Origin of the sequence: Streptomyces sp. NPDC050674, from assembly GCF_040654575.1 — a bacterium.
Lineage (GTDB): Bacteria > Actinomycetota > Actinomycetes > Streptomycetales > Streptomycetaceae > Streptomyces.
In genome coordinates, this window is record NZ_JBFAIG010000013.1 from 89,410 (window position 1) to 113,273 (window position 23,864).

General features: G+C 73.2%; 22 protein-coding genes. 9 read left to right on the forward strand and 13 right to left on the reverse strand.

The features are described from left to right. Positions 1-1,062: a type III polyketide synthase gene (locus AB0I06_RS22150; protein WP_363120546.1), complete on the reverse strand. Its 1,062-nt coding sequence runs from the start codon at positions 1,060-1,062 to the stop codon at positions 1-3. A gap of 346 nt (positions 1,063-1,408) precedes the next feature. On the opposite strand from AB0I06_RS22150, the gene AB0I06_RS22155 reads away from it, so the two are divergent. Then, positions 1,409-2,092: a transcriptional regulator gene (locus tag AB0I06_RS22155; RefSeq protein ID WP_363120547.1), complete on the forward strand. Its 684-nt coding sequence runs from the start codon at positions 1,409-1,411 to the stop codon at positions 2,090-2,092. A gap of 49 nt (positions 2,093-2,141) precedes the next feature. Here the strand turns inward: AB0I06_RS22155 and AB0I06_RS22160 are convergent, their stop codons facing one another. From AB0I06_RS22160 to AB0I06_RS22180, 5 genes are all read right to left on the reverse strand, one after another. Continuing rightward, complete coding sequence (locus AB0I06_RS22160) at positions 2,142-2,378, reverse strand: DUF6213 family protein (protein WP_033307522.1); 237 nt, start codon at positions 2,376-2,378, stop codon at positions 2,142-2,144. A gap of 25 nt (positions 2,379-2,403) precedes the next feature. Continuing rightward, positions 2,404-3,789, reverse strand: a complete 1,386-nt coding sequence (locus AB0I06_RS22165) for an NADP-dependent succinic semialdehyde dehydrogenase (RefSeq protein ID WP_363120548.1) — start codon at positions 3,787-3,789, stop codon at positions 2,404-2,406. Positions 3,790-3,865: 76 nt separating this feature from the next. Continuing rightward, positions 3,866-4,324, reverse strand: coding sequence for an NUDIX domain-containing protein (locus tag AB0I06_RS22170; protein ID WP_363120549.1), 459 nt, complete (start codon positions 4,322-4,324; stop codon positions 3,866-3,868). Further along, positions 4,321-5,859, reverse strand: coding sequence for an ATP-dependent DNA ligase (locus tag AB0I06_RS22175; RefSeq protein WP_363120550.1), 1,539 nt, complete (start codon positions 5,857-5,859; stop codon positions 4,321-4,323). Before AB0I06_RS22175 ends, AB0I06_RS22170 begins: the two co-directional genes overlap by 4 nt. Before the next feature lie 29 nt (positions 5,860-5,888). Then, the gene (locus tag AB0I06_RS22180) at positions 5,889-6,818 is read right to left on the reverse strand and encodes an NAD(P)/FAD-dependent oxidoreductase (RefSeq protein ID WP_363120551.1); all 930 of its coding nucleotides are present in this window, start codon (positions 6,816-6,818) and stop codon (positions 5,889-5,891) included. Positions 6,819-6,895: 77 nt separating this feature from the next. Between AB0I06_RS22180 and AB0I06_RS22185 the strand changes: the two genes are divergently transcribed. The 6 genes from AB0I06_RS22185 to AB0I06_RS22210 all read left to right on the forward strand — a co-directional run bounded on the left by AB0I06_RS22185 (position 6,896) and on the right by AB0I06_RS22210 (position 12,208). Beyond that, positions 6,896-7,468 carry an XRE family transcriptional regulator gene (locus tag AB0I06_RS22185; protein WP_363120552.1) on the forward strand — a complete coding sequence of 191 codons (573 nt, stop codon included), beginning with the start codon at positions 6,896-6,898 and terminating at the stop codon, positions 7,466-7,468. A gap of 116 nt (positions 7,469-7,584) precedes the next feature. Further along, positions 7,585-8,550, forward strand: coding sequence for an NADPH:quinone oxidoreductase family protein (locus AB0I06_RS22190; protein ID WP_363120553.1), 966 nt, complete (start codon positions 7,585-7,587; stop codon positions 8,548-8,550). Next, positions 8,547-9,731, forward strand: coding sequence for an acyl-CoA dehydrogenase family protein (locus AB0I06_RS22195; protein ID WP_363120554.1), 1,185 nt, complete (start codon positions 8,547-8,549; stop codon positions 9,729-9,731). Before AB0I06_RS22190 ends, AB0I06_RS22195 begins: the two co-directional genes overlap by 4 nt. Next, positions 9,728-10,810, forward strand: a complete 1,083-nt coding sequence (locus tag AB0I06_RS22200) for an acyl-CoA dehydrogenase family protein (protein ID WP_363120555.1) — start codon at positions 9,728-9,730, stop codon at positions 10,808-10,810. Before AB0I06_RS22195 ends, AB0I06_RS22200 begins: the two co-directional genes overlap by 4 nt. Before the next feature lie 208 nt (positions 10,811-11,018). Further along, positions 11,019-11,882, forward strand: a complete 864-nt coding sequence (locus AB0I06_RS22205) for a phosphatidylinositol-specific phospholipase C/glycerophosphodiester phosphodiesterase family protein (protein WP_363120556.1) — start codon at positions 11,019-11,021, stop codon at positions 11,880-11,882. Positions 11,883-12,013: 131 nt separating this feature from the next. Beyond that, positions 12,014-12,208 (forward strand): hypothetical protein, encoded by a 195-nt coding sequence (locus AB0I06_RS22210; RefSeq protein WP_031107271.1) that lies wholly within the window; start codon positions 12,014-12,016, stop codon positions 12,206-12,208. A gap of 2 nt (positions 12,209-12,210) precedes the next feature. Here the strand turns inward: AB0I06_RS22210 and AB0I06_RS22215 are convergent, their stop codons facing one another. The 5 genes from AB0I06_RS22215 to xylB all read right to left on the reverse strand — a co-directional run bounded on the left by AB0I06_RS22215 (position 12,211) and on the right by xylB (position 17,656). Then, positions 12,211-13,446, reverse strand: coding sequence for a phosphodiester glycosidase family protein (locus AB0I06_RS22215; RefSeq protein WP_363120557.1), 1,236 nt, complete (start codon positions 13,444-13,446; stop codon positions 12,211-12,213). 220 nt (positions 13,447-13,666) lie between these two features. Further along, positions 13,667-14,065, reverse strand: a complete 399-nt coding sequence (locus tag AB0I06_RS22220) for a luciferase family protein (RefSeq protein ID WP_363120558.1) — start codon at positions 14,063-14,065, stop codon at positions 13,667-13,669. A gap of 93 nt (positions 14,066-14,158) precedes the next feature. Next, positions 14,159-14,758: an N-acetylmuramoyl-L-alanine amidase gene (locus AB0I06_RS22225; RefSeq protein ID WP_363120559.1), complete on the reverse strand. Its 600-nt coding sequence runs from the start codon at positions 14,756-14,758 to the stop codon at positions 14,159-14,161. Positions 14,759-14,986: 228 nt separating this feature from the next. Then, on the reverse strand, positions 14,987-16,195 hold the full coding sequence (locus tag AB0I06_RS22230) for an ROK family transcriptional regulator (protein WP_363120560.1): 1,209 nt from the start codon (positions 16,193-16,195) through the stop codon (positions 14,987-14,989). 15 nt (positions 16,196-16,210) lie between these two features. After that, complete coding sequence (gene xylB / locus AB0I06_RS22235; RefSeq protein ID WP_363120561.1) at positions 16,211-17,656, reverse strand: xylulokinase; 1,446 nt, start codon at positions 17,654-17,656, stop codon at positions 16,211-16,213. 130 nt (positions 17,657-17,786) lie between these two features. On the opposite strand from xylB, the gene xylA reads away from it, so the two are divergent. After that, complete coding sequence (gene xylA / locus AB0I06_RS22240) at positions 17,787-18,953, forward strand: xylose isomerase (RefSeq protein ID WP_363120562.1); 1,167 nt, start codon at positions 17,787-17,789, stop codon at positions 18,951-18,953. 161 nt (positions 18,954-19,114) lie between these two features. Further along, on the forward strand, positions 19,115-19,465 hold the full coding sequence (locus AB0I06_RS22245) for a hypothetical protein (protein ID WP_363120563.1): 351 nt from the start codon (positions 19,115-19,117) through the stop codon (positions 19,463-19,465). Between the two features lie 31 nt (positions 19,466-19,496). Here AB0I06_RS22245 and AB0I06_RS22250 read toward each other — a convergent pair whose 3' ends face one another. Together AB0I06_RS22250 and AB0I06_RS22255 are read right to left on the reverse strand one after the other, a co-directional pair. Then, positions 19,497-20,807, reverse strand: a complete 1,311-nt coding sequence (locus tag AB0I06_RS22250) for an SWF or SNF family helicase (protein WP_363120564.1) — start codon at positions 20,805-20,807, stop codon at positions 19,497-19,499. After that, positions 20,804-23,668 carry a DEAD/DEAH box helicase gene (locus AB0I06_RS22255; protein WP_363120665.1) on the reverse strand — a complete coding sequence of 955 codons (2,865 nt, stop codon included), beginning with the start codon at positions 23,666-23,668 and terminating at the stop codon, positions 20,804-20,806. Before AB0I06_RS22255 ends, AB0I06_RS22250 begins: the two co-directional genes overlap by 4 nt. Between the last annotated feature and the right edge of the window lie 196 nt (positions 23,669-23,864).

The following is a 23,864-nucleotide window of genomic DNA, read 5'->3' on the forward strand; positions in this document are numbered from 1 at the left end:
TCACATCGTCTCGTCCGCGCTGCGCCAGCGGCCCAGGGCCATCTCGGCGGTGATGCCGGGTCCGAACCCGGCGAGCAGTCCGCGCGCCCGGTCCTCGGGGCGGCCCTCGTCGAACAGCCGGCGCAGGGCGTCCAGGACCACGGCGCTGGCGATGTTGCCGTACTCGGTGAGCGTGGCCCGGCTGAAGCGGAAGGCGTGCGGGTCGACGTGCAGGAAGGTGCTGAGGTCGTCCAGGATGCGCGGCCCGCCCGCGTGGACGATGTAGAAGTCCAGGTCGGTGGCGTCCCAGCCGTGGTCACCGGCCAAGTCCTTCAGCACCGGGGCGAGCGGCTCCATCGTGCCCGGCACCCGCTTGTCCAGCAGGAAGTGGAAGCCGGTCGCCCGCACGTCGTACATGATCCACTCCTCGGTCTTGGGGATCAGGTACGAGCCGTTGCGCTCCAGGAGGACTCCTTCACCGCCCCGGCCGCGGACCACGGCTGCGGCGATGCCGTCACCGAACAGCCCGTTCGACAGCAGCGAGCCGACACCGATGTCGGTGGGCTGGTAGCACAGCGAGCAGAACTCGCACGCCACGATCAGCACGTTGGCCTCGGGATACGCCGTGCAGAAGTCGTGGGCCCGGTTGATCGCCGCACCGCCGGCCGCGCATCCCAGCTGGGCCACCGGCAGCTGACGGGTGGTCGGTTCGAAACCCATCTCGTTGATCAGCCAGGCCGTGAGCGAGGGCATCATGAAGCCCGTGCACGACACGTAGATGATCAGGTCCACCTCGGTGGTGAGCAGCTCGGCGTCGTCGAGTGCCCGCTGCACGACCGCGGGCACGCGGGCCTTGGCCTCGGCCTCGTAGAGCTTGTTGCGGTCCTCGAACCCGGGGTGCTTCAGCGTTTCCTCGATGGGCTGCACGATGTGTCGCGTGCGCACACCGGTGTTCTCGATCAGCCGGAGGGCGAGCGGCAGTTGCGGGTGGTCGGCGTGGCGCCGGCGCGCCAGCTCCAGCGTCTCCTCCATCGTGATCACGTACTCCGGGACGGACACCGCGGGTCTGCACAAAGTCGCCATGAACCATGCCTGCTTTCGCCTTCCGGAAGGCGCTCGCCCCCCGGCCAGAAGGTGGTTCACCACTAGGGCCTGTCGTTTGGATCATGCCGGCGTCGCGGGGCGTGGCACGCGCATCTGCCGCGTTGTCGTCGGTTGTCAACGCTCCGCGTTGACGCCCTCCTCCGCCTTGCATCTGCACGCACCACACCCCGCTCGGGTCGGCCGAGAGGCGCAGTCACTCCCGGCCGACCTGATCCAAACCACAGGCCCTAGGGGTGGTCACCCCACGATCACCCGTCGGCACCGCGACTTCGCGCCGGGCTACTCCGTACCGGGGAGGACGTGCAAGGCTCGTTGCGACACTTGGATGACGGAGGACGCGATGACGCACCCGGCCCGGGACCTGCTGACGAAGACCACCGCCCGCCTCGCCCCCGATCCGCGGTCCAACCCCCTCGTGCCGCGGATCGCCGACGGCACGGCGCCCCGCTCGGTCCTCGCCGCCCTCGCCCTGGAGCAGACCCGGGTGATTCCCGCGGACCGCCGCGCGTTCGAGCACCTGGCGGAGCGTTCCGCGATGACGGACCCGCAGGCCGCGGCGTTCTTCACGGCGCTCGCCCAGGGCGAAGTCCTGGCGGGGGAGCGGCTGACCGCCTTCGCCCGGGCATGCGGCGTGGACCAGGCAAGGGAGGCGTCCTACGTTCCGCTGCCCGGCTGTCAGACCTACCCGGCCTACGTGGCCTGGCTGGCCCTGAACGCCTCACCGGCGGACGTGGTCCTGGCCCTCACGGCCAACTTCTCCGCGTGGGGCGGCTATTGCGCGACCATCGCGACCGCGCTGCGCGAGCGGTACGGCTTCACGGACGAGGCCTGCGCCTTCTTCGACTTCTTCGCCGAGCCGTCGCCGGACCTCGACCGGCTGGCGACGGAGGCGGTGCGGGCGGGGCTGGACGCCGGCCGCCTCGACGAGACACGAGCCCACGCATACGGCCGCCTGCTGCAGACGTACGAGGCGAGGTTCTGGTCGACGCTGGGGGAGCCGACCGCCTAGGGGCGCGGGGAACCGCGCCGCACAGCACGGCGCGCCGCACGCGCGGCACCTACGTGGCCGTCCCACTGCTGTGCGCGATGCAGGCCACATCGATGCGATCGGCCAGCTTCGCCAGCTCGATGGCCAGCTCGGCGACCGTGTCCTCGTCCAGCCCCGACTCCCCGCCTTCCACGAGCCGCACCCACCGACCCCCCACCGTCCGCAAGAGCTTGCTCACATCCGCCGCGGCCACCTGCAAGGTCCCGCGGTCGTCGACGATCAGAGGCAGAGTCACTTCGCGGTTCACAGACGCGATCGTAGCCCCGCAACACTCACGCACCATGCCAAACAGTGGTGATGTTGCAGAACTCGCGGATTCCGTGCCCGGACAGCTCACGCCCGTACCCGGACCGCTTCACACCGCCGAACGGGAACGCCGGGTGGGACGCCGTCATGCCGTTGAAGAACACTCCGCCGGCCTCCAGATCGCGTGTGAACCGGTCGACCTCTTCGTCGTCGCGTGTCCACACGTTCGAACTCAGTCCGAAGGGCGAGTCGTTCGCGATCAGCACCGCCTCGTCCAGGTCGGCCGCCCGGTACAGCGTCGCGACCGGACCGAACGCCTCCTCCCGGTGGATGCGCATCTCGCGGGTGATGCCGGCGAGGATCGTCGGCGTGTAGTACCAGCCCGGGCCGTCCGGCCGTTCGCCACCGCACAGCACCTCGGCCCCGCTGCGCACCGCGTCGTCGACCAGTTCCTCCAGGTCACGCAGTCCCTGCTCGCTGGAGAGCGGCCCGACCTCGGTGTCGTCGGACAGGGGGTCGCCGACCTTCAGCGCCCTCATGCCCGCGGCGAACCGCTCGGCGAAGGCGTCGTAGACGTCCGTGTGCACGATGAACCGCTTCGCGGCGATGCAGGACTGCCCGGTGTTCTGCACCCGGGCGGTCACCGCGACCTTCGCGGCCCGGTCGATGTCGGCGGACGGCATGACGACGAACGGGTCGCTGCCGCCCAGCTCCAGCACCGTCTTCTTGATCATCTCTCCGGCGGTGGAGGCGACCGCGCGGCCCGCGGGTTCGCTGCCGGTGAGCGTGGCCGCCTTGACCCGCTCGTCGCGCAGGATCTCGTCGACCGCGGCGGAGCCGATCAGCAGGGTCTGGAAGGTGCCTTCGGTGAAGCCCGCCCGGTGGAAGAGGTCCTCGATGTACAGGGCGGTCTGCGGGACGTTCGAGGAGTGCTTGAGCAGGCCCACGTTGCCCGCCATCAGCGCGGGCGCGGCGAAGCGGATCACCTGCCACAGCGGGAAGTTCCACGGCATCACCGCCAGCACCGGGCCGAGCGGCCGGTAGCGGACCCGCACGCGGGAGGCGCCGGAGTCCTTGACGTCGGCGTCGGCGGGTTCCTCGTCGGCGAGCAGCTCCTCGGCGTGGTCGGCGTACCAGCGCATCGCCTTGGCGCACTTCGCCGCCTCGGCCCGGGCCTGCTGGATCGGCTTGCCCATCTCGGTGGTCATCACGCGGGCGATGTCCTGCTGGTCCTCTTCGAGGAGGTCGGCGGCCCGGTGCAGCAGCCGGGCCCGCTCGTCGAAGCTCGTCGTCCGGTAGGTGCGGAACGTGGCCTCGGCGAGCTGGAGCCGGCGCTCGATCTCCTGCTCGTCCATGGCCTCGTACGTCTTGAGCGTCTCGCCGTTCGCCGGGTTCACCGTTGCGATGGGCATGGCTGACCTCCCTCGGAGCGGGCTGTGTCTCGACCTTCCCGCGCGGCGGAGGGGACCGCAACGCGGGAGCGTCTCCTCAGGGCGAGTGCTCCGCCAGGCGGTCGAGAAACGCCGCCTGCGCCGTGACGATCACCGCGCGGGCCCGGTCGAGGCCGAACCAGGCCACCCGGTCCAGCTCCGGGAACTCCTGGAACCGTCCCGATCTCGGCGGCCACTCCATGCTGAAGGTGCCCGGTGTGATCGTCGCCGGGTCGAGGTCCGCCTCGACCGCCCAGGCCGTGACGATCTTGCCGTTGGTCTGCCGGACCTCGCCCAGGTCGAGGGCCTCACCGTCGGGCGGGGGCAGCCCCAGTTCCTCCTGGAACTCGCGGCGGGCGGCGTCCCAGGCGGACTCGTCCGGGTCGTACTCGCCCTTGATCACGGTCCACGCCCCGGCGTCGCGCCGGGCGAAGAACGGCCCGCCCATGTGGCCGAGCAGCACCTCGAGGCGCTCGTCGGTGCGGTGGAAGAGCAGCAGGCCGGCACTGCGCTTCACGGCTTCACCTCCGGATGCGCCGCGAGCAGCGTCTCGACCGTGTCGGCGTCCTCGGGCCGCTTGTCCTCCCGGTAGCGGACCACGCGGGCGAAGCGGAGGGTGACACCGGCCGGGTAGCGGGTGGAGCGCTGGAGTCCGTCGTAGGCGATCTCGACGACGAGTTCGGGGCGGACCCTCACCACGTAGTCGTCGGTCTCGACGGCGAGCTGCTGGAGGCGTTCGGTCTGCCAGGTGAGCATCGCGTCGGTCATGCCCTTGAAGGTCTTGCCGAGCATGGCGAGGCCGCCGTCGGCGGTGCGGGCGCCCAGGTGGAGGTTGGAGAGCTTGCCGGCGCGGCGGCCGTGGCCCCACTCGGCGGCCAGGACGACCAGGTCGAGGGTGTGGACGGGCTTCACCTTCAGCCAGGACGCGCCGCGCCGGCCCGCGCTGTAGGGGGCGTCGAGCGCCTTGAGGACGACGCCCTCGTGGCCGCGCTCCAGCGTTGCGGCGAGGAACTCCTCCGCGCCGGGCGTGTCGTCCGGGCCGGACACCAGCGCGCGCCGCACCCGCATCGGCTCGGGCACCAGACGGGCCAGCTCGGCGTGCCGCTCGGCGAAGGGCAGGTCGAGCAGGTCGTGGCCGTCGACGGACAGCGCGTCGAAGAAGACGGGGGAGACCGGCACCGCGCGGGCGGCCGTGGCCACGTCCGTGCGGGAGCCGACACGTCCGGCGGTCTCCTGGAACGAGCGGGGGCGTCCGCCCTCGTCGAAGGAGATCACCTCGCCGTCCAGGATGAACCGCTCACCCAGCAATGCAAGGGCCGCGGCCGTGACTTCGGGCAGGCGGTCGGTGATGTCGTCGAGGGTGCGGGTGTAGAGCCGCACGGTGTCGCCGTCACGGTGCACCTGGACGCGGATGCCGTCCAGCTTCTCCTCCACCGCGCAGGTGCCCAGCTTGTCCACCGCCTCGGCCACCGAGGAGGCGCTGTGCGCCAGCATCGGCAGCACCGGGCGGCCGACGGTGAGGCGGAAGCGGTCGAGGGAGCCCGGCCCCTCCGCGAGCAGCGCTTGCGCCACCGCCTGGAGGGAACCCGCGAGCATCACGGCCCGGCGTACGTCCGCCGACGGTGCCCCGGTCGCCTGGGCCAGCCCCTCGACCGCCACCGCGTCCAGCGCGCCCTGCCGGACCTCTCCGGTGAGCAGCCCGAGCAGGAACCGCTGCTCGTCCTCGGTGGCCGCGCCCATCAACTCGCCCACCAGGCGGGTCCGTTCCGCCTGGGAGCCGGGCCCGGACACCTTGGCCAGCTCGGACAGCCGGGCGTCCACCTCCCGCACGGTCAGGCCCGGCTCGGTCGCCGGACCGACGGGGCGGCTCAGCACCTTCCAGCCGACGCCGATCCGCCCCTGCGGCAGCCGTCCCGCCAGGTACGGGATGACGATCGGCACGTCCTCGGGCTCGGCGTCCCGGAAGAGCTCCGCGAGCAGGGCCGTCTTGCGGGACCGCGCCGAGGTGGCGGCGACCTCCTGGGACACTCGGGCCAGCCGGTGCAGCAGCATGCAGTCATGGTGCACCGCGGACGGTGCCTCTACACCTGCGCGGCCGCGTCGAGGTCGGTCATCAGCAGGTCCCCGACGATCGCCGACGCCGCCCGGTATCCGCCGCTCGCCGCGTGCACGACCTGCTCGGCGAAGCCGATCGCGTTGCCCGCGGCCCACACGCCCTTCACCGTCGTCAGGCCGGTCGCGTCGATCACCGGGTACGCGCCGAACGGCGTCTCGTGCAGCTGAGCACCCAGCCGCTGGAGCAGGCCGGTCTGCGGAACCGCCCGCGGGGCGGTGAACAGCACCGACCGGGCGTGGGTCGTGCCGTCCGCGAGCCGCACGCCGGTGAGGCGGTCGTCCTCGACCACCAGTCCCGCGACCTCCCCGGGCACCACCTCCACCCCGGCCGCGGCGAGCCGGCGCAGGTCCACGTCGGACAGCTCCTCCTCGGCGACCGTGTGCAGGAAGAACCGCACGTCCTTGGACCACTGGGACACCATCAGCGCCTGGTGCACACTCGCCGCGGTCGTGGCCAGCACGCCGAACGGCTGGTCGCGCACCTCCCAGCCGTGGCAGAAGGGGCAGTGCAGCACGTCCCGCCCGAACCGCTCCGCGAGTCCGTCGACCTCGGGCAGCTCGTCCTTCAGCCCCGTGGCGACGATCAGCCGCCGGGCACGTACGGTCCGGCCGCCGGCCAGCACCACGGTGAAATCCTCACCCTTCTCCACGTCCACCACCCGGTCCCGCACCAGGTCCACGCCGTAGCGCGCGATCTCCTCCCGGCCGAGGGTCAGGAACTCGGCGGGCGGCATGCCGTCCCGGGACAGGTAACCCTGCATGTGGGCGGCGGGCGCGTTGCGCGGCTCGCCCGCGTCGACCACCAGCGTGCGCTGCCGGGCGCGCCCCAGCACCAGCGCGGCGGACAGACCCGCCGCGCCCCCGCCGACGACGACCACCGTGTATGTGTCGGTCATGTGACCACCTCCGCTGCCGAGCGTCGCCCGAGCCCTGCGGGATTGACAAACGACTTTGCCGAACCTGCAATACCACCATGACGACGGACGAGGTACTCGCGGGCGTGGGCCCCAGGCTGCGGCAGATGCGCAAGGAGCGGGAGGTGACCCTGGCGGCGCTGTCCGAGACCACCGGCATCTCCGTCAGCACCCTCTCGCGGCTGGAGTCCGGCCTGCGCAAACCCAGTCTGGAACTGCTGCTGCCGATCGCGCGCGCCCACCAGGTGGCGCTGGACGAGCTGGTCGGCGCCCCGCCGGCCGGTGATCCGCGCGTGCGCGCCAAGCCGATCGTGATGGGCGGCCGCACCCACTGGCCGCTCACCCGCCAGCCCGGCGGCCTTCAGGCCTACAAGGTCCTGGAACCCCGGCGCCGGCAGGAGCCGGACCCGCGGACGCACGAGGGCTACGAGTGGCTGTACGTGCTGTCCGGGAAGCTGCGCCTGGTGCTGGGCGAGCACGACGTGGTGCTCACCGCGGGGGAGGCCGCCGAGTTCGACACCCGGGTGCCGCACTGGTTCGGGTCGACGGGGGAGGGGCCCGTGGAGTTCCTCAGCCTGTTCGGACCCCAGGGCGAGCGGATGCACGTGCGGGCACGGCCGAAGGGCGCGTGACGTACGGCGGACCTCCGCGCGGGACTTTCCCGGAGACTGTTCCCTGATCAGCAAGCGACCGCTTAGTATGCGAACCGACCCCGGTCAGACGAAGCAGTCCCCCGTGGAGGCCCCGCATGCAGGCATGGCAAGTGCACGAGAACGGCGAGCCGGGCGAGGTGATGAAGCTCGAGGACGTGGAGCCGCCCACGCCCGGTGACGGCCAGGTCCTGCTGAAGGTACGGGCGGCCAACGTCAACTTCCCGGACGCCCTGCTGTGCCGCGGCCAGTACCAGGTCAGGCCGCCGCTGCCGTTCACCCCGGGCGTGGAGATCTGCGGCGAGACCGGGGACGGCCGCCGGGTGATCGCCAACCCGGCGCTGCCCCACGGCGGCTTCGCCGAGTACGCCGTCGCGGACGCCGCCGCCCTGCTGCCCGCGCCGGACGCCCTGGACGACGCCGAGGCCGCGGCCCTGCACATCGGCTACCAGACCGGGTGGTTCGGTCTGCACCGCCGGGCCGGTCTGGAGGCCGGCGAGACCCTGCTCGTCCACGCTGCCGCTGGAGGGGTCGGCAGCGCGGCCGTGCAGCTCGGGAAGGCCGCCGGCGCCACCGTCATCGGTGTCGTCGGCGGCCCCGGGAAAGCGGCCGTCGCCCGCGAGCTGGGCTGCGACGTCGTGATCGACCGGCACTCCGAGGACGTCGTCGCCGCCGTCAAGGAGGCCACCGGCGGCCGGGGCGCCGACGTGATCTACGACCCGGTCGGCGGCGAGGCCTACACGCAGTCCGCCAAGGCCGTCGCCTTCGAGGGGCGGATCGTCGTCGTCGGCTTCGCCAGCGGCACGATTCCCAGCCCGGGCCTGAACCACGCCCTGGTGAAGAACTACTCGATCCTCGGCCTGCACTGGGGCCTGTACAACACCAAGAACCCCAAGCTGGTCCGGCACTGTCACGAGCGGCTCACCGAGCTGGCCGCCCGGGGCGCGATCAAGCCGCTGGTCAGCGAACGCGTACCGCTCGGCTCGGCGGCGACCGCCGTGCAGCAGGTGGCGGACGGTCTGACCACCGGCCGGGTCGCGATCGTCATGGAGGAGGCAGCATGACCGGCACCGAGGAACTGCGCCGCCGCACCCAAGAGTTCCTGGCCGCCCACCCGCCGGCCTCCACCGACCGCCTCGACTTCCTCCGGGCCCGCTTCGACGCCGGACTGGCCTGGGTGCACTACCCGGAGGGCCTCGGCGGACTCGGTGCTCCCCGGTCTCTCCAGGCCGTCGTGGACGCCGAGCTGGAGGCCGCCGGGGCGCCCGACAACGACCCGCGGCGCATCGGCATCGGTCTGGGCATGGCCGCGCCGACCATCCTCCAGTTCGGGACCGAGGAACAGAAGCGGCGTTTCCTCAGGCCGCTGTGGACCGGCGAGGAGGTCTGGTGCCAGCTGTTCAGCGAGCCCGGTGCCGGATCCGACCTGGCCGCGCTGGGCACCCGGGCCGTGCGTGAGGACGGGGGAGACTGGGTCGTCAACGGGCAGAAGGTCTGGACGTCCAGCGCCCATGTGGCCCGCTGGGCGATCCTCATCGCCCGCACCGACCCGGACGTTCCCAAGCACCGGGGCATCACCTACTTCGTCTGTGACATGACCGACCCCGGTGTCGAGGTGCGGCCGCTGCGGCAGATCACCGGCGAGGCCGAGTTCAACGAGGTGTTCCTCACCGACGTCCGCATCCCCGACGCGCGGCGCCTCGGAGCGGTCGGCGACGGCTGGAAGGTCGCCCAGACCACGCTGAACAACGAGCGCGTGGCGATCGGCGGCATGCGGCTGCCCCGCGAGGGCGGCATGATCGGCCCGGTCTCGAAGACCTGGCGTGAGCGGCCCGAACTGCGCACCCACGATCTGCACCAGCGGCTGCTGAAGCTGTGGGTGGAGGCCGAGGTCTCCCGCCTCACCGCGGAGCGGCTGCGCCAGCAGCTCGTCGTGGGCCAGCCCGGCCCCGAGGGCGCCGGCATGAAGCTGGCCTTCGCCCGCCTCAACCAGGAGATCAGCGGCCTGGAGGTGGAACTCCTCGGTGAGGAAGGACTGCTGTACGACGACTGGACCATGCGGCGCCCGGAGCTGGTCGATTTCACCGGCCGCGACGCCGGCTACCGCTATCTGCGCTCCAAGGGCAACAGCATCGAGGGCGGGACCAGCGAGGTCCTGCTGAACATCGTCGCCGAGCGCGTCCTCGGCCTGCCCGCCGAGCCGCGCACCGACAAGGACGTCGCCTGGAAGGACCTGGCCCGGTGAAGAACGAGCGCGACCTGTTGTACTCGGAAGAGGAAGAGGCGCTGCGCGCCGCCGTCCGCGACCTGCTCACCGACCACTGCGACGCGCCCGGCGTCATCGCCCGCACCGAGTCGGACACCCCGCACCACCGGGCGCTGTGGAAGGCCCTGACCGACGGCATGGGCCTCGCCGGCCTGCTGGTGCCCGAGGAACTCGACGGCCAGGGCGCCACGCACCGCGAAGCCGCCGTGGTGCTGGAGGAACTGGGACGCGCGGTCGCGCCCGTGCCGTACCTGACCAGCGCGGTCGTCGCCACCGAGGCCCTGCTGGCCTGCGGCACCGACGACCTGCTCCGCGACCTCGCGACCGGGACGACGATCGGCATCCTCGCGGTCGCCCTCCACATCGCACCGGGGACCGCCTACCGGACCGTCCGGCACGACGGCGGCGCCCTGCACGGGGAGTTGACCGGCATCGCCGACGCGGCCGTCGCGGACGTCCTGCTCGTGCCCGCCGACGACGGCGGCCTCTACGCGGTCGACGCCTCGGCCGCGACGGTCACACCCCGGACCTCCCTGGACCTGACCCGGCCGCTCGCGACCGTCACCCTCGACGGAGCACCGGGCCGGCTGCTGGGCGACGCCGAACCGGCCGTGCGCCGTGCGCTGCGCGCCGGGGCCGGGCTGCTCGCCTCCGAGCAGTACGGGCTGGCCGAGTGGACGCTGACGGAGACCGTCCGCTACCTGAAGGACCGCAAGCAGTTCAACCGGCCCGTCGGCGGCTTCCAGGCGCTCAAGCACCGGCTCGCCCAGCTGTGGCTGGAGGTCGTCAACACCCGCGCGGCCGCCCGCAGCGCCGCCGACGCCCTGACCACCGGCGAGGACGTCGACGTGGCCGTCACCGTCGCCCAGGCCTACGCGGCACCCGTGGCCGTGCACGCCGCCGAGGAGGCCCTGCAACTGCACGGCGGCATCGGCATGACGTGGGAGCACCCCGCGCACCTGTACCTCAAGCGCGCGAAGGCCGACTCCCTCGCCTACGGCACCGCCGGCGCCCACCGGGAGGCCCTGGCCGCACTGGTCGACCTCCAGGCCCCCTGACGCACATCCGGCCGACGCGGGGGCACCCCCGCGAGACCCGGGAAACCAAGAGGCCCGTCCCACCAGGGGCGGGCCTTGGCGCACCCCGCTCCACCGAAGTGAACGCGTGGCGGCAGTCCGGCCAACTCCCCGCACAGGCCTGCTCCTTGGTCCGACCGGGACCCCATACTCGCAGGGTTCCCGTACGGCACCTCCAGGGAGGCAGAGCATGGCCCTCACCACCCGTCGCCGAGCCCTCACCGCCCTCGGCGCAGCCCTCACGGGCTCGATCGCCCTCCCGGCCGCACCCGCGTCGGCCGGTGAGCGCAACGACCGGCGACGCCCGTTGTGGCGCGCCCACGCCCACAACGACTACGAGCACCAGCGCCCCCTGTCCGACGCCCTCGACCACCGCTTCGGCAGTGTCGAGGCCGACATCCACCTCGTGGGCGACCGGCTCCTCGTCGGCCACGACCCGGACGACCTCGACCCCTCCCGCACCCTCGAGTCCCTCTACCTCGACCCGCTCGGGGCCCGCGTCCGGTCCCACCACGGCTCGGTGTACCGCGGGTACCGCGGCTCGCTCCAACTGCTCGTCGACATCAAGACCGAGGGCGCGTCGACCTACCTCGAACTCGACCGCCACCTCCGGCGCCACCGGCACCTGTTCACCACGTACGCCCACGGCCGCGTCCACCGCGGCCCGGTCACCGTGGTGATCTCCGGCGACCGCGCGGCCCGCGCGCCCATGGAGGCCCAGACCGTCCGGCGCGCCTTCTACGACGGCCGCCTCGCCGACCTCGGCAGCCAGGCCCCGGCCTCCTTCGTCCCGCTGATCAGCGACAACTGGTCGCTCAACTTCACCTGGCAGGGCGTGGGACCGTTCCCGCACGCCGAGCGGGAGAAGCTGCGGAGCATCGTGAGGGCCGCCCACCGGCGTGGGCGCAGGGTGCGGTTCTGGGCCACCCCGGACCTGGCCGGACCCGCCCGCGACGCGCTGTGGGGCGAACTGCTCGCGGCCGGCGTCGATCACCTCAACACCGACGACCTCGCCGGACTGGAGGCGTTCCTCGACGCCCGGCGGGTGGCATAGGGCAGGAAGAACACCACACGAACACCACACGTTCGGCGGACAGGTCAGCCGCCCGGACGAACCCTCCACTACGCCACACTTGCGGCCGAACGCCGTGAACCGGACATGGCGGCGTGGCGGAGGAGTTGACGATGGCCATTTCCATCTCTGTGGTGCTGTTGCTGCTGATCCTTGCGGTGATCTTCCTCCGCAACGGCGGGCTGAAGGTCTCCCATGCGCTGGTCTGTCTGCTGCTCGGCTTCTACCTGGCCAGCACCAGCATCGCCCCCACCATCCACAGCGGCCTCACGGCGACGGCGGACATCGTCAGCGGTCTGCGGCCCTGAGCTCACCCCGAGAACACGCCGATGCCGTTCGGGACGAGGCGCTCGGCGCCGCCACTGGGGTGGTTGCGCACCGAGACCGTGCTCGCGCCCTGCTTCCGGGCGACCAGGGTCGACGATCCGCCGCCGTCCAGGCTGAAGGCGTCCTCGGCTCCCAGGTCCCGCAGCGTGGCGGCGACTTCGGCGATCGTCAGCCCGCTGCGGTAGGCGGCGGCACCGTCCAGCGCGAACAGCAGCACGCGCCGCCCCCCGTCGGCGATCCCCACGGCCGTACGGACGGCCGACGTCGTGGTGTCGAGCCCCGGCAGCGGCTGCCCGCCCGTGAGGACCGGGTAGCCACCGAGGGCGACCCGGTACGCGGCGCCGTCCGAGGCCGCCACCAGACCGTGTTCGACCTCGACCGGCTCCCCGGTGGAGAACTTGCGCAACTGCTGGGCGCCCGCCTCCCGGCCGACCAGCACCGTGGTGCCCGCGGCGATGGCACCGCTGCCCGGGGTGTCGGCGGCCGAGACGACCTTGCCGTCGCGGACCGTCACCTCGTAGGTGTCCGTGCTGCACGGAGCGGCGCGGTCGGTGTCCGTGCCGCACGTGGCGCGGACCCGGGAGACGCTGCCCCAGTCGGAGGTGAACGCGCCGACCGAACCCACCGGCAGCGCGTACTGGTTGAGCCCGCCCAGAGGCAGCTGCGCCTCGGCCGTGCGGACCACCCCGGAGAGCTTCAGCCGGTCCAGTCGTGCCCGCCCGTCGCCGTCCACGCCGAACACGTCCTCGGTGGTCGTACCGGGTGGCAGGGCCGGTCCGAAGCGCTGGCCGTTCGGCACGGCCGCCTTGAGCGTCCGCCCGGCGGCGATCGCCGGTCCCACACTCGCCCCGGTCGCCTCGACGCCCGGATGCTGGGTCTCGGTGATGTTGAAGAAGTCACCGTTGACACCGGCGACGGCCCCCTGGGTGTCCGCCATCGCCGAGACCTGTGCGCGCGAGGCCACCGCCCCCGGGTACAGCAGATCCACCCGCACCTGAGGATTGCTCAGGTCGACCTTCAGCAGATGTGCGTGCGTCACCCCCTTGGCCGCCTCGATGTCGAACTCCTCGTACGTCACGCCCGGCGCGACCCGCCCGCCCTTCTGGACGGCGCCGGCCGGAGCCGCCCCCGCCAGGGCCGCGCCGGTCAGCGCGCCGAAGGCCGTGACGAACGCCAGTACCGCTCTGCCCGCTCCGCCGCGCCTGTGCCGACCTGTCACCGTGCCCCCTGATGCCTCGTCAACCGTCCGGACTCCTCGGGGCAGTGCACCAGACCACGGGGCCCGGCAGGGTGGCTGAGCGCCGTCTCCGCGGGAACGGCTGAAAAAACGCACCCCTCTGGGTGCTCAGCCGTCACCCGTTCCGGTGTCGAACGGCGTGACGTGCGCGGGCGCGCGGGCGCACGGTCGATCGGCGGACCCGGCCTACGAGCGGTGAGGTTCAGCCGCCCGCGACGGCGTCCCTCGGCAGCACCGTGACCCGGTGGAAGTTGCACCCCGTGCGCCCCGGTTCCGCCGCGTCCGCGGGCCGGTTCTGGTGGGCCTTGAGGGCGATGCTCACCAGGCTCAGCAGCAGATCGACGTCCGCCTCGCAGTCGAGGTGGACCGTCACCCAGCACGAGCCGGGCAGCAGGTGGATCGCGCTCGAACCGGCGAGGTCGTAGTGGAAGCGCTGGATGGCCCGGCGGGTGAGGTGGAGGTCCACGTCCCGCGAGGAGTGGAAGTGGACGATCTCGTCACGGGCGGAACGGAGCGCCCTTCCGGTACCGCAACTCGCCGGGCCCGCCATGAGGTCGGGCCAGGCCTGCAGGCGCTCCATGGCGCGCTGGGCCCAAGTCATGGCCCCATCGTCGCCTGCTCACCGGTCCGCAACCAGCAGTTGAGCGATTCGTAACCGGGACGTGAGGTGAACCGCCCCGCGCCGAGCGGGCGTTCAGGCGGAGGTGACGAGTCTCAGGTAGCGCTTCCAGTCCCAGTGCCGGCCGGGGTCGGTGTGGTCGCTGCCCGGCACCTCGTGGTGGCCGATGATGTGGGCGCGGTTCCTCGGGATGCCGTACCGCGCGCAGATCGCCGCGGTGAGCCGGGCGGACCGCTCGTACATGGCGTCGGTGAAGTACCCGGGCCGGTCCACCCAGCCTTCGTGCTCGATGCCGATGCTGCGGGTGTTGTAGTCCCAGTTCCCCGCGTGCCACGCGATGTCGGACTCGCGCACACACTGCGCCACGCGCCCGTCGGAGGAGCGCACCACGTAGTGCGCGGACACCTTCTTCCCGGGGTCCCGGAACACGGACAGGGTGCCGGAGAAGGTCGTCTGCGCCACGTGGATGACCACGTAGCGCAGCGGATGGGCGCGCGGGCGGTTCGACGGCGTGTAGTTGCCGCGGCTCGCCGGGTGCCACGCCGCTCCGGGGTGATCGACGGCCTGGGGCCGGGCACCGGCCCGGCCGCCGGTGAGCAGGACGGAGGGGACGGCGGTGAGGGCGGCGCCCGCGAGGATGCCGCGCCGACTGGGGAAGGAGGTGGTGCGTTCCATGGGTGTGTGCCTCTTCCGGGCTCGACGGGAGGGTGTGTCCTGATCGACTGAGCGGAGCGGCGGCGTCGTGGTCGCGGCCCGCGGTGATCAAGTTACGGCTCCTGCCGGCGGCGTGCGGGGAGGCGGTGCGTCGCGGTGGACGGACCTGCGGATGTGGACAACTCCCTCACCCGGCCGGGTGATTGGCGAGGCGAGAGACGATCTGGTGACTGTGTCCGGTGACTCTTTTCAGGCCTGCCCGGCGACGGACGCCGGGTCGTCGAGCACCGCCCGCACCACCGAGTGCGCGGCCCCCAGCAGCGGCCCCTGGGGACCCAGCGCGGACACGGACACGGGGCAGACCGGGCCCGCCGTGCGACGGGCCAGCTCGTCCCGCAGCGAGGGCAGCAGCCACGGCGCCAGCCCGGAGAGTTCACCGCCCAGGACCACGCTTCGCGGGTCGAGCAGGTTGACCGCCCCGGTCAGGGCCACACCGAGCGCCGTACCGGCCTCGCGCAGGGCACGGCGTACGTTCTCGTCGCCCTCCGCGGCGCGCCCCGCGAGCAGCCCGACCCGGTCCTCGTCGGGTTGCAGTCCGGCCGCGCGCAGCACGGCCTCCTCGCCGGCGTACTGCTCCAGGCAGCCCCGCCCGCCGCAGGCGCACTCCGGCCCGTCCGGCCGGACCGGGACGTGCCCCAGTTCACCCGCGAAACCGCGGGTTCCGCGCAGCAGCCCGCCGTCCACCACGACCGCCCCGCCGATGCCGATCTCCGCCGAGACGTGCAGGAAGTCCTGGGGCGTGCCGTCGCCCAGCCAGAGTTCGGCGAGAGCGCCGAAGTTGGCCTCGTTGTCCACGGTCAGCGGGAGGTCCGCCGGGAGCAGCTCGGCGAGGTCCGTGTCGTGCCAGCCGAGGTTCGGGGCGCGCACGACGGTCCGGGCGTCACGCGCGACCAGGCCCGGCACCGCCACGGCGAGTCCGGCCGGCCACAGGCCCTCGCCCTCCGCCTCGGCGACGACCTGCCGGATCAGCTCGGTGAGTTCCGCGAGCACGGGTCGAGGGGAGCGGCCGCGGTTCGCTCCCTGCCGTATCGCCCGTGACCGGGTCGTGCCGCGCAGGTCCACGGCGCAGACCGCGAGATGGTCGACGCCGACCTCCGCTCCGATGCCGGCCGGGCCGCGTGCGCTGACGGCGAGCGCGGAGCCGGGGCGGCCCACCCGGCCGGGGCGCTCGGGCCCCAGTTCCTCGAGAAGTCCCGAGCGGACGAGTTCGTCGACGAGGGTTGAGACCGCCGCGCGGGTCAGACCGATCCGCGAGGCGACGGCGGCCCGGGACAGCTGCCCCTCGTCGCGGACCGTGTGCAGGACGCGGGCGAGGTTGCGGCGGCGCATGCCCTGCTGGGTGTCGGGCAGGACGCGTCCCGGCCCGGCGTGACGTGCCTCGTGCAGCGGTGCGGTCATGCCTGACGCCAGTCCTCAGTGGGTGTCGGTGGGCCGCTCCAGCAGCGGAGCCGCGTCGGAGAGTACCCCGGCGATCCTGGCCAGCGTCTCCTGGTCCCGCTCGACGGCGTCCAGCACGGGCCCGGCCGCGGTGTCCCAGCGTCGCGCGACCGCCGCCGGGTCCTCCCCGGTCAGCAGCCCGGCCGCCTGCGCGGCAGCCCCCAGCGCGACCAGCTCCTTGGCCTCCGGCACCTGCACGGGCCGTCCCGACAGCCGCCGTACGGTCTGCTGCCAGGCGGTGCCGCGGGCACCGCCGCCGATGAGGAGCAGCGGCTCCGAGGGGTCCGCGTCCTGGTCGAGGACCAGGTCGAGCGCCCCGAGCAGGGAGTGCACGGCGCCGTCGTAGGCGGCCTGGAGCAGCTGGCCGGCGGTCGTGTCGTGACGCAGGCCGTGCAGCAGGCCGGAGGCGTTCGGCAGGTTCGGGGTGCGTTCGCCGTCCAGGTAGGGCAGCAGCGTCACGGCCGTGCCGGGTTCCACGGCCTCGCGGTCGAGACCCAGCAGCGCCGCGACGCGGTCGACGGCGAGCGTGCAGTTCAGGGTGCAGGCCAGCGGCAGCCAGTCGCCGCGGGCGTCGGCGAAGCCCGCCACCGTGCCGCTCGGGTCGGCGGGCCGCCGCTGCGACACCGCGTACACCGTGCCCGAGGTGCCGAGGCTCATCACCGGAACCCCGGGGCGCACTCCCAGACCCAGCGCGGCTGCGGCGTTGTCGCCGGTGCCGGGCGCGACCAGAGTGCCCTTGGAGAACGGCAGATCGTGATGGTCGCGCACCGTGCCCGCGATCTCGCCGGGCCGGACCACACGCGGCAGCAGGGCCGGGTCGAGCCCCACGCGCGCCAGGATCTCCTCGTCGTAGGCCTCCGTCCCGGACGCCCACCAGCCCGTCCCGGAGACGTCGCCGCGGTCGGTCGTGCCCTGCCCGGTGAGCCGCTCGGTGAGGTAGTCGTGGGGGAGCCGCACGGCCTTCGTGGCGCGGACCGCCTCCGGCTCGTGCTCGGCCAGCCAGGCCCATTTGGTGACCGTGAACGAGGCGGCGGGCACGCTCCCGGTGCGCTCGGCCCAGACCTTCGCGCCGCCCAGTTCCTCCGTCAGCCGGCGGGCCTGCGGCGCCGAACGCACGTCGTTCCACAGCAGGGCGGGCCGTACCGGCTCACCCCGGCCGTCCAGGGTGACCAGGCCGTGCTGCTGGCCCCCGACCGACACGGCGGCCGCCTCGTGCGCCGCCTCACCGCACTGGTGCAAGGCCTCGCACAGCGCGTCCCACCACTGACGCGGGTCGCTCTCGCGCCCGGCCCCCGAGGAGACCGTGTGCGGCGCCTGGCCGCTCGCGACCACCCGGCCGGTGGACGCGTCGACCACCAGCGCCTTGGTGGACTGGGTGGACGAATCCACACCGACGACGAGCGGACCCTCGGCTGCTGACATCGGGCTTCTCCCTACTGCGCGCGGCACGTGTCTCCGTTCGGAGGCACCTTGTCTCTTCCCAGAGAGGTGCTCGCATACTAATTTGTAAATCGGCATGACGAAATACCCTCAGCGAGCAAGGAGCCGCGGCATGAGCTACCAGCCCACCCCCGAGGACAGGTTCACGTTCGGCCTGTGGACCGTCGGCTGGCAGGGACGGGACCCCTTCGGCGACGCCACGCGGCGTGCCCTCGACCCGGTCGAGACGGTGCAGCGCCTGGCCGAGCTGGGCGCCCACGGTGTGACCTTCCACGACGACGACCTGATCCCGTTCGGGTCGGGCGACACCGAGCGCGAGGCGCACATCAAGCGCTTCCGGCAGGCACTGGACGCCACGGGCATGAAGGTCCCGATGGCCACCACCAACCTCTTCACACACCCCGTCTTCAAGGACGGCGCGTTCACCGCCAACGACCGCGACGTGCGCCGCTACGCCCTGCGCAAGACCATCCGCAACATCGACCTCGCCGTCGAGCTCGGCGCCGAGGTGTACGTCGCGTGGGGCGGGCGCGAGGGGGCCGAGTCCGGCGCCGCCAAGGACGTGCGCGTCGCCCTGGACCGGATGAAGGAGGCCTTCGACCTGCTCGGCGAGTACGTCACCTCCCAGGGCTACGACCTGCGCTTCGCCATCGAGCCCAAGCCGAACGAGCCGCGCGGCGACATCCTGCTGCCGACCGTCGGCCACGCCCTGGCGTTCATCGAGCGCCTGGAGCGCCCCGAGCTGTACGGCGTGAACCCCGAGGTCGGGCACGAGCAGATGGCCGGTCTGAACTTCCCGCACGGCATCGCGCAGGCGCTGTGGGCGGGCAAGCTGTTCCACATCGACCTCAACGGCCAGTCCGGCATCAAGTACGACCAGGACCTGCGTTTCGGCGCCGGTGACCTGCGCGCCGCCTTCTGGCTGGTCGACCTGCTGGAGTCGGCGGGCTACACCGGTCCGCGCCACTTCGACTTCAAGCCGCCGCGGACCGAGGACCTCGACGGCGTGTGGGCCTCGGCGGCCGGCTGCATGCGCAACTACCTCATCCTCAAGGAGCGCGCGGCCGCCTTCCGCGCCGACCCGGAGGTCCAGGAGGCCCTGCGCGCGGCCCGCCTGGACGAGCTGGCCCAGCCCACCGCCGAGGACGGCCTCCAGGCACTGCTCGCCGACCGGTCGGCGTTCGAGTCGTTCGACGTGGAGGCGGCTGCCGCGCGCGGCATGGCCTTCGAGCACCTGGACCAGCTGGCGATGGACCACCTGCTGGGGGCGCGTGGCTGAGACCACGCGCGCGTGCGGGCCCGTCGGCGGCCGTTCCTGCCGTCCATCCGTCCGGCCGACGGGCCCGACATGCTCCGGAATCGTGCGGTCCACGCCCTGGGTGCGTACCAGCTTCCGCACGCCTCTCCCGGGGTGAGCGGTGCGCGGCGACTCTGGTCGGTATGGCCATGCCTCCCGTACCGCCGCATCCGCCCGGGCCTCCCCGGCGCCGCAATCCGCTGCTCGTCCTGCTCGCCGTCCTCGTGGCCGCCGTGGCCGTGTCCCTCGTGGTGCTGATGGCCTCGGGGCGGGACGACTCCCCGGACGGCGAGCCGGAGGGCGGGAGCAGCGGCCGCACTCCCACTCCCTCCTTCGGTATCCCGACCGAGCTGCCCACCAGGCTGCCCAGTGAGCTGCCCACGCGGCTGCCGTCGGGCTTCCCGACCCGGCTGCCGAGCGATCTGCCCGGCGATCTGCCGAGCGGCGTCGCATCGCTCCTGCCCTCCCTGGACAGGGGCGAACCACTGCCCTGACACCTGCCGCCCTCCGGCAGGGTCCGGGCTCCTACCGTCCGGCGCCGGAGGGGGCCTCCTCCGGACCTCCTGGGGCGTGGCTCCCAGGAGCGAGTTCCGCCGAAGCCGGGGCCACCGCTGCGGCCAGGGCCGTCGCCGGGTCCTGTGCGGCGCCTCCGGCGGGCAGCCAGCGTCCACGTTCCTTGCGGTAGGGCCACCAGCGGCCGTCCCGGCCGAGACGCAGCTGGGCCGGTGCCCCGACGACCGTCCAGCGGTTGCCGCGCGCCCGCAGCTCCGGCCGGTCGTCCGTCTCCCAGGCCGAGTCCAGGGCGGCACGCGCGCGTGCGAGCGCGTCGCCCTCCACCCGCCACTCCTCGTCGAGGACGGACAGCGCGGCCGCCTCGCCGTGCCGCCAAGCACGGACCGCCGCCGCGAGCCCCTCTCGGCCGCGTCCCGATCCGTCGGCGAGCCGGTCCCGCATCTCCCGTCCCGGAGAGCCCGCGGCCAGCCGCGCCGCGTCCTGCGGCAGCGTCAGCTCCGCCTCGAAGCCGCCCCTGAGCGCCCTCGTGAGCAGTGTGTGAGCCCGTACGGCGGTCCGCGCCGCGAGGAACTCCAGCGCGTCCGGGTCGACGCCGGGAGCGGGCGGCGTCTCGGTGTCCAGGGACGGTGGCGCCCCCGGCTCGTCGGGCAGCTCGGGCAGGGGCGGCAGCGGGGGCAGGATGTCACCGGCCGCGTACGCCTCCGCCGCGTCCACCCCCGAAGGCCCCGCGAGCCCGGCACCGGACGTGGAGCCGCCCCGTGTCTGGAGGTCGTCCAGCACGGTGGCCTCGGCGCGCCCGCGCATCAGCAGCAGGACGAACGGGTCCTGGTCCAGCAGCCGTGCCACCTGGTAGCAGAGTGCCGCCGTGTGCCCGCAGTGGTCCCAGCCCCCGCAGTCGCACCGGGGCTCCAGATCACCCAGGCCGGGCAGAAGTTCGACGCCCGCGTCCGCCGCGTCCTCGACCAGGTGCGGCGGCATGTCCCGGTCCAGCAGCGCCGCCACATGACCGGCCCGCTCGGCCGCCATGTCCAGGAAACGCTCCCACTGTCCGGGCGAGAGCTCCTCCAGCAGCACGTCGGCCCGGTGTGCCGTGCGGTCGCGGTCCTGGACGACGGCCGTGAGCCGCCCCGGCCGCACCGACACCGCGCCGACCGCACCCGCGCGGGCGAGCCGGCGCCCCGCCTTGAGCTGCGCCGAGTCCAGCGCCGTGCCCTCCAGCGCCGTCAGCCACGCCTGACCCCACCAGGTCTGTGCGAAGCCCCGTCCCTGCGCGGGCGGCAGCGCCGCGAAGGTGCGTTCCGTGTCGCCCTCGTGCCGACTCATCGCAGGTCCCCTCGCAGTTCGACCAGATCCGACAGTTCCGCGTCCGTGAGTTCCGTGAGCGCCGCCTCACCCGCGCCCAGCACCGAATCGGCCAGCTCCCGCTTGCGCAGCAGCAGTTCGGCGATGCGGTCCTCGATGGTTCCCTCCGCGATGATCCGGTGCACCTGCACGGGACGGGTCTGGCCGATGCGGTACGCGCGGTCGGTGGCCTGCGCCTCGACCGCCGGGTTCCACCAGCGGTCGTAGTGCACGACGTGCTCGGCCCGCGTGAGGTTCAGGCCGGTGCCCGCCGCCTTCAGCGACAGCAGGAACACCGGCACCTCACCGTCCTGGAAGCGCCGCACCATGGCCTCGCGCTCCGGGACCGGGGTCCCGCCGTGCAGGAACTGCGTCGGCGTGCCCCGGGCGGCCAGATGCCGCTCCAGAAGACGGGCCATCTGCACGTACTGCGTGAACACCAGCACCCCCGCCCCCTCGGCGAGGATCGTGTCGAGCAGTTCGTCCAGCAGCTCCAGCTTCCCCGACCGTCCGGCGATCACCGGACGGTCCTCCTTGAGGTACTGGGCCGGGTGGTTGCAGATCTGCTTGAGACCGGTCAGCAGCTTCACGATCAGGCCCCGGCGGGCCATGCTGCCGGCGCCGGAGATCTCCGTGAGCGCCTCGCGCACCACCGCCTCGTACAGCGCCGCCTGCCCCTGGGTGAGCGACACGGCGTGATCCGTCTCGGTCTTGGGCGGCAACTCGGGCGCGATCCCCGGGTCGGACTTGCGGCGCCGCAGCAGGAACGGACCGACGAGCCGGGCCAGACGGTCGGCCGCGGCCGGGTCCCGGCCGCCCTCGACGGCTTCCGCGTACCGCCGGCGGAAGGTGCCGAGCCGGCCCAGCAGCCCCGGCGTCGTCCAGTCGAGGATCGCCCACAGCTCCGAGAGGTTGTTCTCCACCGGGGTGCCGGTGAGCGCCACGCGCGCGCGTGCCCCGATGGAACGCAGCTCCCGCGCGGTAGAGGAGTAGGGGTTCTTCACGTGCTGGGCCTCGTCCGCCACGAGCAGGCCCCACGGCACTCCGGCCAGCCGGGGCGCGTCCAGGCGCATCGTGCCGTACGTGGTCAGCACGAACTCGCCGTCCGCCAGGTCGTCCAGGCCGCGTCCGGCGCCGTGGAAGCGCCGCACCGGTGTGCCGGGCGCGAACCGTTCGATCTCCCGCTGCCAGTTGCCCATCAGGGACGTCGGGCAGACCACCAGGGTGGGTCCGGCGGACTCCGACGCGGTCTGCCGGTGCAGATGGAGGGCGATCAGGGTGATCGTCTTGCCGAGTCCCATGTCGTCGGCGAGACAGCATCCCAGGCCCAGCGACGTCATACCGGAGAGCCAGTTCAGGCCCCGCCGCTGGTAGTCCCGCAGGGTGGCCGCGAGGGCGGCCGGCTGCTCCACCGGCTGCTGTCCCTCGGGGTCGGCCAGCCGCTCCCGCAGGGCGGCCAGCCACCCGGTGGGCCGTACCTCCACCCGGCGGCCCTCCACCTCCGCCCAGCCCGTCAGGGCAGCGCCCAGGGCATCCACCGGTGTCACCTTGCGGTCCTGCCGGGAGCGGGCCACGCGCACCTCCTGAGGGTCGATCAGGACCCACTGGTCGCGCAGTCGCACCACCGGACGTTTGGCCTCGGCCAGCCGGTCCAGTTCCTCCCTGTCCAGCCGCCGGTCACCGAGGGCGAACGACCAGGAGAAGGCCAGCAGCGCGTCGGCGGACAGGAACGACGGCACGGCCGCGAAGGACCGGCCGGACTCCGGCTCGCCTTCGGCCGGGCCCACCTCGGCATGCGTGGTGAACTCGCGGGTCAGCCCCTTGGGCCAGTGCACGTCGACCCCGGCCGCGCTCAGCGCACGGGCGCCCGCGCCGAGAAGCTCGGTGACCTCCTCGTCGGCGAGTTCGGCCGCGTCCGGAACCGTCTTCGACAGCAGAGGCGTGAGCGGGGCCCAGGCCCGGGCCGCACGGCGCAACGCGAGGAGGGCGTCCATCCGCGCACGCGGGCCGAAGGCCTCGCCCCCGGCGCCGGCCCAGACGTCCGCGGCGTCCGCGACCAGCGCGGGATCGCTCACGCTGTGCACCTGCGGCACGGCTCGGAACCGCACGTCCGAGTCGTCGGCCACCGCGTCTCCCAGGCCGTCCGCCTCGATCCGCAACGACAGCCGGACGCCCGCGTCGTGTCCTGCGGCGACATCGGCGGCCCAGGCGCGTTGCCCGGGCATCCGCACCGGCTCGGGCGCGGCGTAGGCCGGGCCGCCCGTCACCAGCACGGCGGCGGGGGAGCGGGGCAGGGTGTCGGCGACCGCGTCGAGGAAGGCGCGCAGGAGCTGCTCCGGGTCCGGCAGTCGCCCGGGCCCGGCACCTTCCAGGGGCACGGCGTGCGCCTCGGGGGGCATCGCGGCGGCGAGACGGCGTACGGCCTCGACGTCCGGTGTGCGCAGGGGGCCCGCGCGCCAGGCGTCGTGGTCGCCCGGGGACAGGCCGGGCAGCAGCAGCCCGCGCGCCACGAGGTGCAGGGCGTGCAGGGCCGCGGCGCCCCAGAAGACCGTGGACCGGTGCCCTTGTCCGTCGGCGCGCGCACGCGTGAGGACCGGCAGGGCCGAGCGCACCGGCACCAGGGTGGCGGGCACACTCACCTCCTCGACCCCGCCGCCGTGAGGCACGACGACGGTCAGGTCCGCGACGGACGCGGACGCCACGACCGGAGGAGCGGTTCCATCGGGCCGCCAGAAGGCGACCCTGCCGGCGCGCGCGGGGTCGCCGGGCACGAACACCGAGGGGCAGAGGGCCAGTTCGCAGAGGTCGGTGGAAGAGTCCGGGGGAGTCGGATGCTCGGCTATGACTGATTCCTCAAATTTGACTAGTGGAACGGAGTCGCCGAGAGTACAGCACTTTCGATGCGCGTGGGTGTGACTTGTACGTGAGCTGGGTCACCATGGAGGTCTCGGGGGTGCGTAGGGGGCGCACCTCGGGGATGTCTCAGGGTCGCGGTCCGGAACCGCCGTGAGCGCGGGTCCGTTCTCGGGACAGAGAGCG